This is a genomic window from Nocardiopsis codii (assembly GCF_036327455.1).
GTDB lineage: Bacteria > Actinomycetota > Actinomycetes > Streptosporangiales > Streptosporangiaceae > Nocardiopsis > Nocardiopsis codii.
In genome coordinates this window covers 32,390-46,859 of sequence record NZ_JAUZMY010000024.1, presented here as the reverse complement: position 1 = coordinate 46,859, position 14,470 = coordinate 32,390, and the positions used below count along the sequence as shown (strand labels likewise).

General features: G+C 73.7%; 12 protein-coding genes. 5 read left to right on the top strand and 7 right to left on the bottom strand.

Annotated elements, in window-relative coordinates; genetic code table 11:
- Positions 1–41 precede the first annotated feature (41 nt).
- Together Q8791_RS22175 and Q8791_RS22170 are read left to right on the top strand one after the other, a co-directional pair.
- The gene (locus tag Q8791_RS22175) at positions 42–1,853 is read left to right on the top strand and encodes a hypothetical protein (protein WP_330093689.1); all 1,812 of its coding nucleotides are present in this window, start codon (positions 42–44) and stop codon (positions 1,851–1,853) included.
- A 317-nt stretch (positions 1,854–2,170) separates the two neighbouring features.
- Positions 2,171–2,344, top strand: a complete 174-nt coding sequence (locus Q8791_RS22170) for a hypothetical protein (RefSeq protein ID WP_330093688.1) — start codon at positions 2,171–2,173, stop codon at positions 2,342–2,344.
- Between the two features lie 187 nt (positions 2,345–2,531).
- On the opposite strand, the gene Q8791_RS22165 is transcribed toward Q8791_RS22170, so the two are convergent.
- Positions 2,532–3,938: a GH1 family beta-glucosidase gene (locus Q8791_RS22165; protein WP_330093687.1), complete on the bottom strand. Its 1,407-nt coding sequence runs from the start codon at positions 3,936–3,938 to the stop codon at positions 2,532–2,534.
- A gap of 216 nt (positions 3,939–4,154) precedes the next feature.
- On the opposite strand from Q8791_RS22165, the gene Q8791_RS22160 reads away from it, so the two are divergent.
- Entirely contained in the window at positions 4,155–5,747 is a 1,593-nt protein-coding gene (locus Q8791_RS22160) for a hypothetical protein (RefSeq protein WP_330093686.1), read from the top strand.
- Positions 5,748–5,758: 11 nt separating this feature from the next.
- Positions 5,759–6,526 carry a DUF1266 domain-containing protein gene (locus tag Q8791_RS22155; RefSeq protein ID WP_330093685.1) on the top strand — a complete coding sequence of 256 codons (768 nt, stop codon included), beginning with the start codon at positions 5,759–5,761 and terminating at the stop codon, positions 6,524–6,526.
- Positions 6,527–6,562: 36 nt separating this feature from the next.
- On the opposite strand, the gene Q8791_RS22150 is transcribed toward Q8791_RS22155, so the two are convergent.
- The 6 genes from Q8791_RS22150 to Q8791_RS22125 form a co-directional block, all read right to left on the bottom strand.
- Positions 6,563–7,582 carry a methyltransferase gene (locus tag Q8791_RS22150; protein ID WP_456238151.1) on the bottom strand — a complete coding sequence of 340 codons (1,020 nt, stop codon included), beginning with the start codon at positions 7,580–7,582 and terminating at the stop codon, positions 6,563–6,565.
- 12 nt (positions 7,583–7,594) lie between these two features.
- Positions 7,595–8,680: a magnesium and cobalt transport protein CorA gene (locus Q8791_RS22145; RefSeq protein WP_330093684.1), complete on the bottom strand. Its 1,086-nt coding sequence runs from the start codon at positions 8,678–8,680 to the stop codon at positions 7,595–7,597.
- A 97-nt stretch (positions 8,681–8,777) separates the two neighbouring features.
- Positions 8,778–9,431 carry an alpha-ketoglutarate-dependent dioxygenase AlkB family protein gene (locus Q8791_RS22140; protein ID WP_330093683.1) on the bottom strand — a complete coding sequence of 218 codons (654 nt, stop codon included), beginning with the start codon at positions 9,429–9,431 and terminating at the stop codon, positions 8,778–8,780.
- Between the two features lie 113 nt (positions 9,432–9,544).
- Entirely contained in the window at positions 9,545–11,347 is a 1,803-nt protein-coding gene (locus Q8791_RS22135) for a hypothetical protein (RefSeq protein WP_330093682.1), read from the bottom strand.
- A 330-nt stretch (positions 11,348–11,677) separates the two neighbouring features.
- Complete coding sequence (locus Q8791_RS22130) at positions 11,678–12,376, bottom strand: SMI1/KNR4 family protein (RefSeq protein ID WP_330093681.1); 699 nt, start codon at positions 12,374–12,376, stop codon at positions 11,678–11,680.
- 42 nt (positions 12,377–12,418) lie between these two features.
- A complete protein-coding gene (locus tag Q8791_RS22125; protein ID WP_330093680.1) occupies positions 12,419–13,471 on the bottom strand; it encodes an EamA family transporter in 1,053 nt (350 codons plus the stop codon).
- Between the two features lie 71 nt (positions 13,472–13,542).
- Between Q8791_RS22125 and Q8791_RS22120 the strand changes: the two genes are divergently transcribed.
- A complete protein-coding gene (locus tag Q8791_RS22120; RefSeq protein WP_330093679.1) occupies positions 13,543–14,469 on the top strand; it encodes a LysR family transcriptional regulator in 927 nt (308 codons plus the stop codon).
- Position 14,470: the final 1 nt, after the last annotated feature.

Below are 14,470 nucleotides of genomic sequence, written 5' to 3'. Positions count from 1 at the left end.
GGGGTACCTAGGCTCGCTCGGACCGATCCCGAGGAGTTCTGATGCCCACCCCAGCGGAGCACCGCCTCCCCCAGAACAGGTATCGCAACCTTGTCCTGATCTCCCTCCTCGCCCTCTCCGGGCGGCGTCCGGCCCACGGCCTGCTCGAACGGGCCCACCGCGTGGTCACCGGAGCCCTGCCCCCCGGTCGCCGCCAACCCCGCCCGCGCGAGTACGCGCGAGTGCGCCGACAGGTCCTGCGGCGCTCCCTGTTCCCGCGCGGATGGCACCCCAGGGGCGCCACCGGGCTGCGGGTGTCACCGCTGGAGGGTGCGGGCGGCGAGGCCGTCGCACTGGAGGGCCTGGAGGGCCTCGACGCGCGGACCCGGGCGGCCTACGCCCTGCTCCGCGTGGAGGGCATGGCCCCCGGGGACGCCCGCGCACTGCTCGCCTCGGTCGGCGTGCGCGACGCGGACGGCGCCGTGGAGCGGGCCCTCACCGTGCAGGAGGACCTCCGGTTCCCCGACCCCACGGTCGTGCGGGTCAACGGCCGGGGCGCCCTCCTCGACCGGCGCGGACTCGCCGTCGCGGCGGGCGCGGCCTGTCTGGCGGTGCTCTCCCTGTCGCTGACCGCAGCCGAACCGGGAGCCGAGACGTTCGGGTCCGCCGCGCGCACGGCCCCGGTCGCCCTCGCCGACGCGCCCGCGGAGGACACCTGGCGCGAACGCTTCCGGCTGGACCTGACCGCGTGGCACCCCCGGGGTACCGCCGTCGGCGACGAGCATCTGGTCCGCAGGGCGCTGGCCGTGTGGACCGGGCGGGCGACCACGGGGGACCCGGCGCGTGCCGGGGGCACCCCCGGCACGCCCGCCCTGACCTCCGCCGGGAGCGGCCCGGCCACTGCGGTCCCGCGCGCCCCGCGCCTGCTGTTCGCGGGCGAGGTGGCCGACCGGGAGGTGGTGCTGCTGCACGACGGGCCGTGGGTGGCCCGCTACACCGCCGCCGGCGGGGACGAGGACGTGGAGGTGTTCGCCGAGCCGGACGGCGGGGTGGCGCACTGGCCCGCGCTGAGGCTCGCCGACACCGACGCGGGCACCCACTACCTGTTGCCGCCGTGGGTGACCGAGGCCGCCACCGCTCCCCTGGGCGAGGCGGGCGCGCGCTGGTCCGACATCCCGCACGAGGACGGGGTGACCGGGGCCGTGGCCGCCGGCGGGCACTGCGGGGTGGGGCCGGTGCTGCGGCTGCGGGCCCCCGAGGTGGCGCACGGCCAGGCGTACACGGCGATCGACCTGGGCGGCCCCGGAACCGCCCACCTGGGCTACATGCCGCCGCCCCCCGCGGAGATCCGCCGCCTGGGCCCGCACGAGGTGCTGGACCCGGCGAACGGGTTCGACCTCTGGGGCCTGGTCGCCTGCGCCGGCGCCCCGCCGCACGAGCCGGTGTCCACGGCGACCGCGTGGGAGTTCGCGCGACAGGAGCTCCCGGGCGGCGGTGACGGGCGCTGGGTGTGTGTGCGCTACGGAACGCAGGACGGGGGCGGCCTGGCCCGCGCCGTGCTGGTCGCGACCACCGGCGAGGGGACCGACACGGTGGTCGCGGGCGAGCGCCGGAGCGGCTGGGACTGCAGCAACCTCAACCGCCAGGTGGTGGCGGGGACCTGGTGGCAGGACGGCGACGGCCGCTGGCACTACCTGGCGGCGGCGTCGCGCGAGGCGTCCCGGGTCGTGGTGCGCGGCGGCGCCGAGGGGACGGGGGAGAACGGTGAGCCCGTCGCCGTCGAGGGGCCCCGCAGCGGGGGTCCGCCCTCGGCGGAGGTCGAACTGTCGGCCCTGGACGCGCGGGGGGACGAGATGACCGTGCTCACCGGCTGATGCGCGCTCCCGCGGCCTCCGGACACGGGCCGGTCCCACACCTGCGCGGGGTGGCCGGTTCCGGCCAGTGCACGGCACCGCCGATGCCGTCCCGGTCCCGCCGCGCCGGTGGTATCACTGGGGTTGCTCCCCGCGCACACCGGAACGGATCCCGGAGCGTGACAGGGCTGGAGTTCCGGCCCGGGAAACAGTGGACCGCCCTGTCCCAGTGGTGCCGTTCCCGCTCGGTTGTATCCGGCCCCGGCCGTAGTGAGGGTTGACGCATGTCCATATGGTCCCGTGGTGACCGTACAGGAAGGGTCGAGGAGGCCCTGTTGATGTTGGAGGGACAGGGGATCATCGACGGTCTGGAGATCCTCCCCGCCGAGTCCAAGCCCTACAGAGTGCGTGTGCCGGCCGGCATCGTCCACATGGACGAGGACGAGGCGTCGATGTTCGCCCTGGGCGCGGTCGTGGGCGCGTTCGGCAGCGTCGCCCGCCAGCACGCCTGAGCCGTGGGCCCCGCCCGCGTGCGGGGCTCGCGGGGAGCGTCCGCTACGTGCGCCCCCATGGTGCGCGGCACGGCGTCGTCGGTCGGCCCGTCGCAGTCCGGGGGTGGCGCCACCACGGCGTCGGGGTGGTGGGGGGCTGTGGCCGCCCCGCGGCCGGGGCCGCGGGGCTGGGCGGGGCGGCCTGCGCTCACGCGCCGTCGCGGGCGGCGGGCTCGTGGATCCTGCGTGCGCGGTGGGAGGTCAGGAAGTCGCGGTACCAGTGGTAGCTGTCCTTGGGGTGGCGCTCCAGGAGCTCGTAGTCGACGCGGACCAGGCCGAAGCGCCGGTCGTAGCCGTAGGCCCACTCGAAGTTGTCCAGCAGCGACCACACGAAGTAGCCGCGCACGTCCACACCGGCCTCGATGGCGCGGCCCAGGGCCGCCAGGTGGTCGCGCAGGTAGTCGACGCGGCCGGTGTCGCGGACCCGCCCGGTCTCGTCGGGCCGGTCGTCCTCGGCCGAGCCGTTCTCGGTGATGAGCAGGGGCGGCAGGTTCGGGTAGCGGCGGTTGAGGTCGATGAGCAGGTCGGAGAAGGTCTCGGGGATCACCGGCCACCCCATGGTGGTGTGCCGCACCCCCTCGAACGCGACCTGCTCGGTCCGGATGTCCACGGCCGTGCGGACGGACGGGTCGGCCTCGGTGTGGGGGGCGTCGCGGAGCATGATCGGCCGGTAGTAGTTGACGCCGAGGAAGTCCAGGGGCTGGGCGATGATCTCCAGGTCACCGTCGGCGCGGTACGAGCCGTCGGCCATCGTCCCCCAGACCTCGTCCTCGTTGTCGGGGTAGGCGCCGGTGAAGAGGGGGTCGAACCACACGCGGTTGTGGAGCGTGCGGGCCCGCTCCACGGCTGCGCGGTCGTCGTCGGAGTCCGAGGCGGGCAGCAGGTGGTCGGGGTTGAGGGTGATGCCGACGTCCCCGGCCGCGGCGGCGCGCAGTTCCCCGGCGGCCATGCCGTGGGCGAGGAGGAGGTGGTGCGCGGCGGCGAGCGCCGGCGTGCCCTCGCGGGTGCCGGGCGCGTGGCGGCCGACGGCGTGGCCGACGAAGGCCGAGCAGAACGGCTCGTTGAGGGTGATCCAGCGGTTGACGCGGTCGCCGAGGCGGTCGGCGACGATGCGGGAGTACTCGGCGAAGCGGTGGGCGGTGTCGCGCACCCGCCAGCCGCCCTCGTCCTCCAGGGCCTGGGGCAGGTCCCAGTGGTAGAGGGTGAGGACGGGTTCGATGCCGGCGCCGAGGATGGTGTCGACGAGCCGGTCGTAGAAGGCGAGGCCCTCGGGGTTGGGGCGGCCCTTCCCGGTCGGCTGGACGCGCGGCCAGGCGACGGAGAAGCGGTAGAGGTCCACGCCCAGGTCGGCGAGCAGGGCGACGTCCTCGCCGTAGCGGTGGTAGTGGTCGCAGGCGACGTCGCCCGTCTCGCCCCGGGCGACGCGCCCGGGGGTCCGGCAGTAGGTGTCCCAGATGGACGGTCCGCGTCCTCCCTCGTGGACGCCCCCCTCGACCTGGTAGGCGGCGGTGGCGGTTCCGAACTGGAGGTGTGCGGGCAGTCTCGGGGCATCCATGGGAAGTCCTTTCTGGGAGCGCTCCCACCCTAGGCGATGTGACCCCTGACACCAACCCCTTCTCCGTCACCCCCCGAACACCCGGAGTGCACGGGGGCCGCCCCCGTCCCGACCGCCACTCCACCGCCGAAAACCCGGAACCGGAGACCCCCGCGAACCGTCACACCACGCAGCGCGCACCATGTCCCCCGCGCGCGCGACGAAAGGGACCGAGGTATGAGCAACAGTTGGACCGACTACTCCCAGAACCGGAAGATCCGGGAACTGGAGGAGAGCCTGGGCTCCACGCACGCCCGGATGGCGAGCGAGCGCAGGAGGATGCGCTCGGAGCTGTCGCACATCCGCGGAACGCTCGAACAGCGGCTCGACCGGGTCTCCGCGACCCTCGACGCCTTCATCGAGCTCAGCGACGTCCGCGCCACCCTGTCGATGTTCGACGACGCCGCCATCGCCCGCCACCGCACCCTCCAGATGCTGGACGGGGCGCCCGTCCCCCGGCTCGACCTCGCGGACGCCCCCGGGTACTGGCTCGTCCCGGCCGCCCGCGGACTGCACGCCCTGCTCGCCGACGACGTGGCGACCGCACGCGCGCGCTTCGACGAGGCCGCGCGGCGCGACGCCCCGCGCGCCCGCCACTTCGCGGCCCTGGCCACCGCCCTCACCCGCGCCGAGCACGCGCGCACCATGGGCGAGGGCATCACCGCCGACCTCCTCCCCCACCTGCCCGACCCCGGCGAGAAGGTGACCCGGGGACAGCGCGCCCTGTGGCTGCTGACCGCCGACGGGGCCTTCGGGGACGACGCGCGCGAGCACCTGCTCCTGTCCACCATCCGGCGCTGGTCGGACCGGGAGGTGACCGTGCCGCCCGTCGGCGCCCTGACCGCCGCCGCACCCCGGTCCGAGCCCTCCGTCCGGCCCGCCCGGCGCGGCGGGGGCGCGACGGGCTCCGGCCTCTCCGCCGGGGCCGACGGGATCGCCAGGCGCGAAGCGGCCCTGCGCAAGCTCACCGGTCTGAAGGAGGCCGTCGCCCGCATCACCGCGCTCGGCAGCGAGGAGACGTCCCAGGAGGCGCTCGCACCCGACCCGGTCAGCGCGGAGTTCCTCGTCGAGTCCCTGCGGACGCTGGTCGAGGAGGGCAGCACCGAGGAGGCTCCGCTGATCTCCCGCGCCAACACGCTGCGCGCGGTCATCGAGAGCAGCGGGCAGAACGGCCCCCTGCCGCTGTGGACCGACGAGGTCGGCACGGTCGCCGAACTGCTCGGTGACGACCTGACCCGCCAGGACGCCCCGCCCCACCGCCGTACCTTCGCCCTGGTCCTCCAGCGCTCCGCGGTCATGGACAGTGCGCAGACGCTGCTCCGCGAGGCGACCGAGCCGATCGAGGACTCCTCGCGGCTCCACGCGCAGGGCGGGCGGGTGACGGTCACCTCCGCGGGGCCCGACACCCGGGAACTGGAGCGCGCCAAGGCCCAGCTCCGCGCACGCCACGCGTACGAGGGCAACGCCCGCATGTACTCGTGGGGGTTCCTGGGGCTGTCCGTGCTCCTGGCGGTCCTGGGGCTGGTGTCGTCCAGCGGGTTCTGGATCCTCCTGTGCGTCGCCACCGCCATCGGGGCCGGGGCCGCCTTCGCGGTCGACCGCCGGGAGCAGGCCGCGGCGCAGGCCGCGGGCGAGGCCCAGGCCGACCGGCTGTCCAGGAGCGCGGCGGAGGCAGCCGAGCAGTGGCGGGACAGCCTGCTCGCCTCCGAGAAGGTCACCGACGAGGCACGACACGAGGCGGAGGAGATCCGCCGCCTCCTGAACCCCTGAGGAAGCACGACATGGGACTGTTCTCCAAGCGGGCGAAGCTCCGCAGCGACCCCCGGGGAATCTTCCAGGGGCCGCTGGCGCACGCCTTCGCCTCCGGGGCGCACATGCCCACGGCGGGAGGCGGGGTGTGGAACACCGTGCCCTCGTCGTGTGCCTGCTGCGACGCCGACGACGAGCGGGCCAAGCTCCGGGACTCCTGGGGCATCGTCGACACCGCCGGGTGGGACGGCGCGCTGCGCCGCCTGACCGACGACCACCGCCAGGCCTCGTCGGTGACGGTCCTGCTGGACCTGCGCAACCAGGCGATGGCCCGCGCGCCCGGGCACCCCTTCGACGCGGGCGTGTGGCCGGACCTGATCGCCCACTGGTGCAGGAGTCGCGGTGCCGGCCCCGAGGTCTACGAGGAGATGGTCGTCGAGGCCGCCCAGGTCTGGGAGTACGAGGAGCGCATGGCCGAGGACGGCGTCCTGCCCCGGGGGGTGCCGGTGCGGACCGTGCGCGCCTACGACTTCGGCCGGGCGGTCAACCTCGCCCGGTGGGGGGTCAACGCCGGGTTCGCCGACGAGCGGGCCGCGCACGGCCACATCCTCCGTGCGGGCGCGCAGTCCATGCGCTACCACGGCTCGTGGCAGGAGATGTCGGCGGGTTTCGTGCTGGGGCGGGCGATGGCCTTCGACGAGGGCTCGTTCGGTCCCTACTACAAGGACTCGGTGGCGGCGCACCAGGTGCTGGTCAGCGACCCCGCGAGTCCGTGGCTGAACCTCCCCTGGCGGATGTGACGGGGGAGGTCCCGCGCCGGCCGGCCGCCGTCGCGGTCATGACGGGGACGGGACGGGTCCGGCGACGAGGAGCCGCATCTCCAGGGGCAGGTCGAGGATCTCGCGCGTGGTGAGCCCGGCGGAGCGCAGCAGCTCCTCGTAGCCGCGCTCGGTCCGCTCCGCTCCGGTGGTCATCACCATCATGTGGGCGTCGAGCACGAGGGAGAGCCAGGGCCCGTCGCGGTCCGGCAGGACGCGTTCGGCGACGAGCACCCTGCCGTCGGGGGCCATGGACTCGCGGCACAGGCGCAGGAGTCGGCGGGCGTCGCCGTCGGACCAGTTGTGCAGCACACGGCTGAGCAGGTAGACGTCGGCCCCGCCGGGCACCTCCCGCAGGAAGTCGCCCTCGACCAGGTCGCACCGTCCGGCGTCCACGAACGCGCCGAGGCGCTCGCGCGCGGCGGCGAGCGCGGGCGGGCGCTCCACCAGCACGCCGCGGGCGCCGGGGGCGCCCGCCAGGACCGTGGCGAGGAGTTCGCCGTCCCCTCCCCCGAGGTCGACCACCGTGCGGGCTCCGCCGAAGTCGTACACGTCGGGGACGGCGGTGGAGAACCGCCCGCCCGCCGCCATGCCCGCGGTGTAGAGCGCCGCGTCGTCGGGGTGCTGCTCCAGGTACGAGAAGACGTCGGTCCCGTGGGCCTCCCCGAACGCGGTCCGCCCGGTGCGGACGGTGTCGGCCAGGTGCGCCCACGCGTCCCCGAACATGTCGGTGTCGTAGAGCAGGGCGAGGTCGGCCATCCCGGAGGGGTGCCCCCGGCGCAGGTGGGAGCCCACGTCGGTGGGCTCGTGGCGGCCGTCGCGCTCACGGACCACCCCCGCCGCCCCGAGCAGTCTCAGCAGGCGGCCCAGCCTGTCCGGGTGCAGGCCGAGCCCGTCGGCCAGGGCGGCGGTGTCGGCCGGCCCCTCGCCGAGCCGGTCCAGCACGCCCAGCTCGACGGCGGTGGCGACGGCCCTGGCCACCCACGCCCCCGTCATCAGCCGGATCACCTCGCGTTCGGCGGATTCCCCGTCGTGCACCGCGATTCCTCCTCACAGCCAGCCGTTGCGTCGGAACACAACGTAGAGGGTGAGGCTGGAGAGCGCCATCAGAAGCAGTGCCAGCGGCCAGCTGAACGTCCACTCGTAACCGGGCTGCGGGTCGATGTTCATGCCGTACGCCGAGGCGATGAGGGTGGGCACCACCAGGATGCCGCCCCAGGACGAGACCTTCTTCATCGCCTCGTTCTGGGCCTGGTCGATGAGTGCGCTGTTGACGGTCATGATGTTCTGGAGGATCTGGCGGAAGCCCTCGACGTGGTCGCGCACGGCGGTGACGTGGTCGGCGACGTCGCGCAGGAGGTTGTGCAGGACGTTCCGGTTCGCCCCGGCGGCCTGGGGAGGTCCCGGCTCGGTCCCCTCGGGGCGTTCCAGGATCGTCATGAGGTCGGTCAGGGCGACGTCGAGCGGGTCGACCGCGCGGTGCAGGACGATCACCTGGCGGGCGAGCCGGTAGGTGCGTCGCGACGCCTTCGGCGAGCTGTCGAGGACCTGGGTCTCGACCTCGTCGATGTCGTCCTGGATGTCGAAGACCACGGGCGCGTAGGCGTCCACGACCCGGTCCAGGACCGCGAGGACGACCGCCAGGGGCCCGTGGGCGAGGACGCGCGGCTCCGCCTCCAGGTGGTCGCGGACGGCCTCGACGTCCACCTGGCCCGTGTGGCGGATGGTGATGACGAAGCCGTCCCCGGCGAAGAGGTGGAGTTCGCCCACCTGGACGGTCTCCTGGCCGCGGTCGTAGCCCGCCGGGCGCAGCACGACGAACAGGACGTCGCCGTAGGTCTCGACCTTGGGGCGCTGGTGGGCGACGATGGCGTCCTCCAGGGCGAGCCGGGGCAGGGAGAAGTGCCGGGCGACGTCGGTGAGCTGCTCCTGGTCGGGTGCGGTCATACTGACCCAGGCCATGAGCCCGCTGTCGGCGGTGACCGCCCGGCGGGCCTCCTCGACGGTGTCGGTCTCGCTCTCCCGGCGCCCGTCCCTGTAGAGGACGGCGCGCACGGTCCCGGGGGCGGCCTGGGCGGGCAGCAGGGCGGCCTCGTGGCCCAGGGCCATCACGCGTTCGGGTGAGGAGTCGGGCACGGGCTTCCCTCCCGTTCGGCGGGTACTCCGCCCGATCCTGTCCGGGCGGAGGGGCGGAGGCTCGCCGACACGCCCGCTCCGGGTGAGACGGGCGCGGTCAGGCGTCCAGTCCGGAGGCGCGGACGGTGATGTTGAGCCGCCCGGTCAGGCCGAGGGCCGGCGGGGCGGTCCCCGGGCGGGTGCGCGGCACGCCGTGGTACGCCATCCGGGACGGGCCGCCGAAGACGAACAGGTCGCCGCTGCGCAGTTCGACGTCGGTGTAGGGGCGGGTGCGGGTCTCGGTGTTGCCGAAGCGGAAGACGCAGGTGTCGCCGAGGCTGAGGGACACCACGGGCTCGCGGGAGAGCTCGTCCCGGTCCTGGTGCATGCCCATCCGGGCGTCGGCGTCGTAGAAGTTGACCAGGGCCACGTCGTAGGGGGCGGTTCCGGACCCGGGCGGGGTGCCGTAGGCCGACTCGACGGCGCGGGCGGCCAGGTCGGCGAGGACGGCGGGAAAGGGCTGGACCGGCGTGCCGTCGGGGAGGGTACGGGAGTAGGAGTACGGCTGCCAGTGCCAGCCGAGTCCGAGCATGCTCACGCTCATCACGCCGCCGCGGGGCATCGCGTGCCGGCGCATTCCGGCGGGTCCGCGCGCCCAGTCGCGGCAGCGCCGGACCAGGTCGGCCTGCGCGTCCCCGTCGAGCCATCCGGGCAGGTGCACCGCACCGGGGGCCACCTCCACCGGCGGGGAGCCGAACAACGCGTCGCTCATGCCCCCATCGTCCCCGCTCGGGCGGCCGGTGCCAAGCGGGGCCGCTCCCGGAGGAGCCGTCCTGCCCGGCCCCCGCTGCCGGGGGCACAGGCACGGGGACGGGGCAGGAGCGGTCAGCGGCGCAGGAGCTCGCGGATGTTCACCACGAGCAGGAGCACCACGATGACCGCGATGGGGACGGTGATCGCGATCCGCCAGTTGACGATGAACGCGGCCACGACCCCGACGGCGAGTCCGATCACGACGGCGGCGACCGCCAGGCCGGTGACGTACTGGATGAACTTGCGGCGGGCGACGGAGTCGACGGCGGCGAAGGCCACGACGACGCCGAGCATCGCGTACAGGGTGAACTGCCCGTCCAGCAGGAACAGGGGCAGGGCCAGCGACACCAGCAGGAGCGGGGTGCTCAGCGCCACCCACAGGTGGAGGAAGCGCGTGGTGCGCTGCTGGCCCGAGGAGTACGGCAGGTGCGGCGCCTTGAGGTGCCCGGTCGGCAGAGGCACCAGGGGTGTCTCGGACTCCAGCGCCCTCAGGTGGGTGTCGCGTTCGTCCGCCAACAGCACGCGCTTCTCGTAGACCCCGGCCAGCTCCTCCTCCAGGGACTCGATCTGCTCGGTGTACTCCCGGGCGCGCGGCCGCGAGTGGGCCTCCCGGGAGAGGGCCATGCGGGCGGAGTCGAGCTGGCGCAGCCCGTGGCGGCGGCGCACGACCTCGGCGTCCATCTCGCGCAGGCGTTCGTCCAGGACGCCCACGTGGGAGCGGAGTTCGGCGCGGGCGGCAACCTCGGTCGGGGCCACCTTCTGGAGGCCGACCCAGGCCAGGGGGTCGGCCCACGAGCGGCGGATGGTTCCGTCGCGCTCGTAGCGCGGGCCGCTGGGCGCGCGTTCGCCGTCGAAGAAGTCGCGGGTGTCGCGCCCCCACAGTCCGCGGAAGCCCTTCAGCCAGGGGGTCTCGTCGTCGATCAGGACGACGTACCACTCGCGGTCGCCGCCCGGGCCGAGGCGTTCGCCGTCGCCGCGCGCGTAGTCGACGAAGGGGACGCCGATGCCGTGGCGGTTGATGGCGCTGTCCGCGCGGAAGACGCGGTGGGTGATCCACTGCCAGGCGCGGATGATGCCGCGCAGGAAGGACGGGTCGACCTGGATGAGGTAGTCGCCGGGGAGCATCTGGTGGGAGTGGGAGCCCGCCCCGACGTAGACCATCGGGTGCTCGCCGTCCCTGTGCAGGTCGGGGTCGTTCCAGCTGCGCCGCAGGTCGTCGCCGTGGTACTCGTGGGAGGAGGCGCCGACCCAGACCGGGCGGGTGGTGCCGTCCGGGTTCTCCACGGCGTAGACGGTGACGCGTTCCCAGTCGGCCTCGTGGTCGTTGACGCCGCCGTAGATGGTCCGCCAGTCGTTCATCGCGTAGAAGAACCAGTACTGGAGGATGATGTACCCGCCCTCGCGGGTCACCCGGCCGTAGTAGGTGGCGCTGCCGTTGTCGACGCGCTCCCGGTACCGGGTCACCGCCGCGAAGGTGACGCCGCCGGGGACGGCGCCCCGGATGAGCAGCGAGAGCTTCATCAGGATGTCGAGGACGCGGCCGAGGACGCCGACCGCGGCGAGGCGGCCGCTCTTGGGGATGACCGAGCGGGCGATGCCCTTGTAGCGGCGGGCCTCCTCCCGCAGGGTCTCCTCCTGGACGAAGCGGAGGTGCTTGTGGCGTTCGGGCCATTCCTCCTCGGCCTGGGAGAGGCGGTCGAGGGTGAGCTCCCCCGCGGGGACCAGGACGCGTTCGCGTCCGCCGGGCTCCTCGATCCACAGGCTGCAATTGCGTACGTAGGCGTCCACGTCGGTGGGGAAGAAGAGTTCCCCCTTCGTGCACATGAGCACGGGTTCGTGGGCGCGCAGGAGTTCGAGATCAGATTTCGCCGCCATGATCGCACCAAGCTAGTGCATTCGGACCGTCCGATTCACGGCGCGAAAGACCAGCTCAGGACCTGTTCCCCTACGCAACGTGGCGGTATGTGCTGCTCAGGTGCCCTGCGGCGGTGTGACGACCGCCGGGTTCCAGCCGAATCCGACCGCTTTCCCACCTCGGAAGTGGTGCGGATCACAGGTCGGGAGTGCGGAGAAAACCCCCGGAACCACACGCCTCCTGCGCCCACACGCCCTGCGGACACGGGGACGGGGGGTGCGCCCCCCGGAGGGACGGACACCTGCGCCACCCCCGCCCGGCAACAGCGCACGACCCCGGGACCCCGCGCATCAGGAGCTGTCAGAGCTCTCCTGTGTGGAGGTGGACACCCCGTGAAACCAGCCCAGGTACCAGTCCCCGAAGGTGAGGGGCGTCCCATCGTCGTCGGTCAGCGGCTGAAGTGCCACGCCGTCGGCCCGGCTGTCCTGCCACATGCGCCCGGCCTCGGGACCGGACACGACCAACCACTGACGGAGGGCACAACCCAGATGACACAGGCACAGCGCCCCGACGGTCCGCTCCTCTGACCACAGGATGTCGGCCATGCGCTCGTCCCAGTCCCCGTAGACCGCGTCGAACTCGTCGGCGTCCTCGAAGTCCTCCTCCCGCGGCTCCCGAGCCCACAGGACCGTCAGTGACTCCGGATCCGGCTCCGCGACCGGGAAGGGCTCACCCAACCGTTCAGGGACGACCAGCTCGGAGCCGTCACCGTTCCACCGCCAGCGGCCGTCCTCACCCCTGCCGACGGGGAAGACGCCGTAGGCGGGACCGGCACCGCCGGCTCCGACCGAGAGCAGGAACTCCCGGTACTCCTCCGGCAGCCGTACCTTCAGCTGCTCCTCCAGCTCGGCCAGTTCCTCAGGGGTCAGCGGATCCGACAGCTCGAATCCATGGGCTCCCGCGCCGAACACGCCTGCGGCTCCGGGCGCCCCCGCCAACGCCCGGACCTGTTCGCGAACGCCTGTCCACACGGCCCCACTCGTCTGCATGGCAGCATCGTAGAGGCCGTACGGAAGGGCGGCGACGGGGGCTCAGGCGGCCCGGTCGGCCTGTCGCGCCTGCGCCGGTGGCCCCGCCGGCGCCCCGGCGACGACCGGGACCGCGTGCCCGACCGGACCGACTGCGACGGGCTCCGCCGACGCCACGGGGGCGGCCTCCACCGCCCGACGCCGACGCACGACCACCGGGTCGGGCACCGCGGGCCGGTCGCGCCGGTCCCCCCGTGCCGCACCGACCCCGGCGACCACCACCAGCCCCATGCCCACGACCTGTACGGCCACGGGCGCCTGGCCGATGACGACCAGCCCCATCACCAGGCTGACCGCGGGCTCCAGGCTGGAGAAGGTGCTGTAGGCGGTCCGGCTCATCCGCTGGAGCGCGACCATCTCCAGCAGGAACGGCACCATCGGGAAGAGCAGGGCGATCATCAGCGTGAACAGGATCAGGTCCACGTCCGGGGCGGCGAACACGGCGGGCGCCCCGAAGGGAGCGCTGACCAGCGACCCCACGGTCATGGTCAGCGCCAGGCCGTGGACGGCGCCGAAACCGGCGCCGACCTTCTGGGTCAGCACGATGTAGACGACCACGCAGACCGCCCCGGCGAGGGCGAAGCCGACCCCGGCCAGGTCGAGGCCCCCCTGCCAGGGCCGGGTCAGGCACAGGACCCCGACCACGGCCGCGGCGATCCACACGAGTTCGCGACGGCGGCGCATGGCGGCCACGGCCACGACCAGGGTGCCGAGGAACTCGATGGAGGTGGCGGCGCCGAGTTCGATCCGCGCCGTCGCCTCGGAGTAGAACAGCATCATCCCCGCGCTCGCAGTGCCCAGGATCACCACGGCCCCCAGTTCGCGCCGCGTCGCGGTGCGCACGGCACGCCACAGGGAGCGACCGCCGAGGGCCAGCAGCAGGACCGCGGCCCACGTCAGCCTGAGCCAGGTGACGGTGGCGGGGCTCGCGTGGGCGAACGCGGTGACGGCCAGGGCGCTACCGGTGTGCAGGGTGAACATGCCGATGAGCAGCATGACCGGCGCCGGGACCTGGAAGCGGGCACGGCGAAGCGGGGACACGAATGAGGGGATCACCCGACCATTGGATCTGAGACGTCCGTTTCTGTCCACGGACCAGTGGTTGATGAACCGTGTAGTTTTGGTGGATGGATTTCACCCGGTTGCGCCTGCTCGTGGAACTGGAGCGCCTGGGCACCATGGCCGCCGTGTCCGAGGTCACAGGGATGAGCACCTCCGCGGTCTCCAAACACTTCGCCGTCCTGGAGAAGGAGGCCGGTGTCCCCCTCCTCGCCCCCGACGGCCGCCGCGTGCGCCTCACCCCGGCGGGACGGCGCCTCTCGGAGCACGCGGTGGACATCCTGGCGCGGGTCGAGGCGGCCCGGGCGGAGTTCGAGGGCGAGGGCGAACCCGTCGGCCGCGTTGAACTGGTGATGTACACGAGCGCGGCGCCCGTGGTGCTCCCCGCCCTGCGCCGCCTGCGGCACGACCACCCGGGCATCGAGGTCCACCTGACCGAGTACGAGTCGGAGCAGGCCCTCACCCTCCTCCAGGCCGGGGGCGCCGATCTGGGGGTGGTGTACCAGTACAGCCTTCTCCCCCGGGATTTTCCGGGAACCCTGACGGTGCGCCCGATCGGCAGCGAGGACCTGCTGCTGTCCCAGCCCTCCGAGGGCGCGGACAGCCGGACCCTGACCCGCCGGCGGCTGCGGGAGCTGTCCGGGGCCTCGTGGATCGCCAGCCCGTACCGGGGCGACGAGGAGGCGCTGGTGCAGCGGATGTGCGCCGACGCCGGTTTCACGCCGCGTATCGCGCACCGCGTCGACACCCTGGAGCTGTTCGAGGAGCTGGTCGCGGCGGGGGTGGGCATCGGCGTGGTCCCGCGCCTGGCGGCGGTGACCCGCCGCGGTGTGGCGCACGCCCCCCTCGGCGAGCTGGGCGGGGTGAGGGAGGTCTTCCTGGCCGGGCGCACCGGCGGGTGGGCGTGGCGGCCGATCCAGCTGGTGGCGCGCTACCTGCACCAGGCAGCCGGGGAGGTCCTGGACGACGTCCCGCCCCTGCCCGACTCCCCCTGAG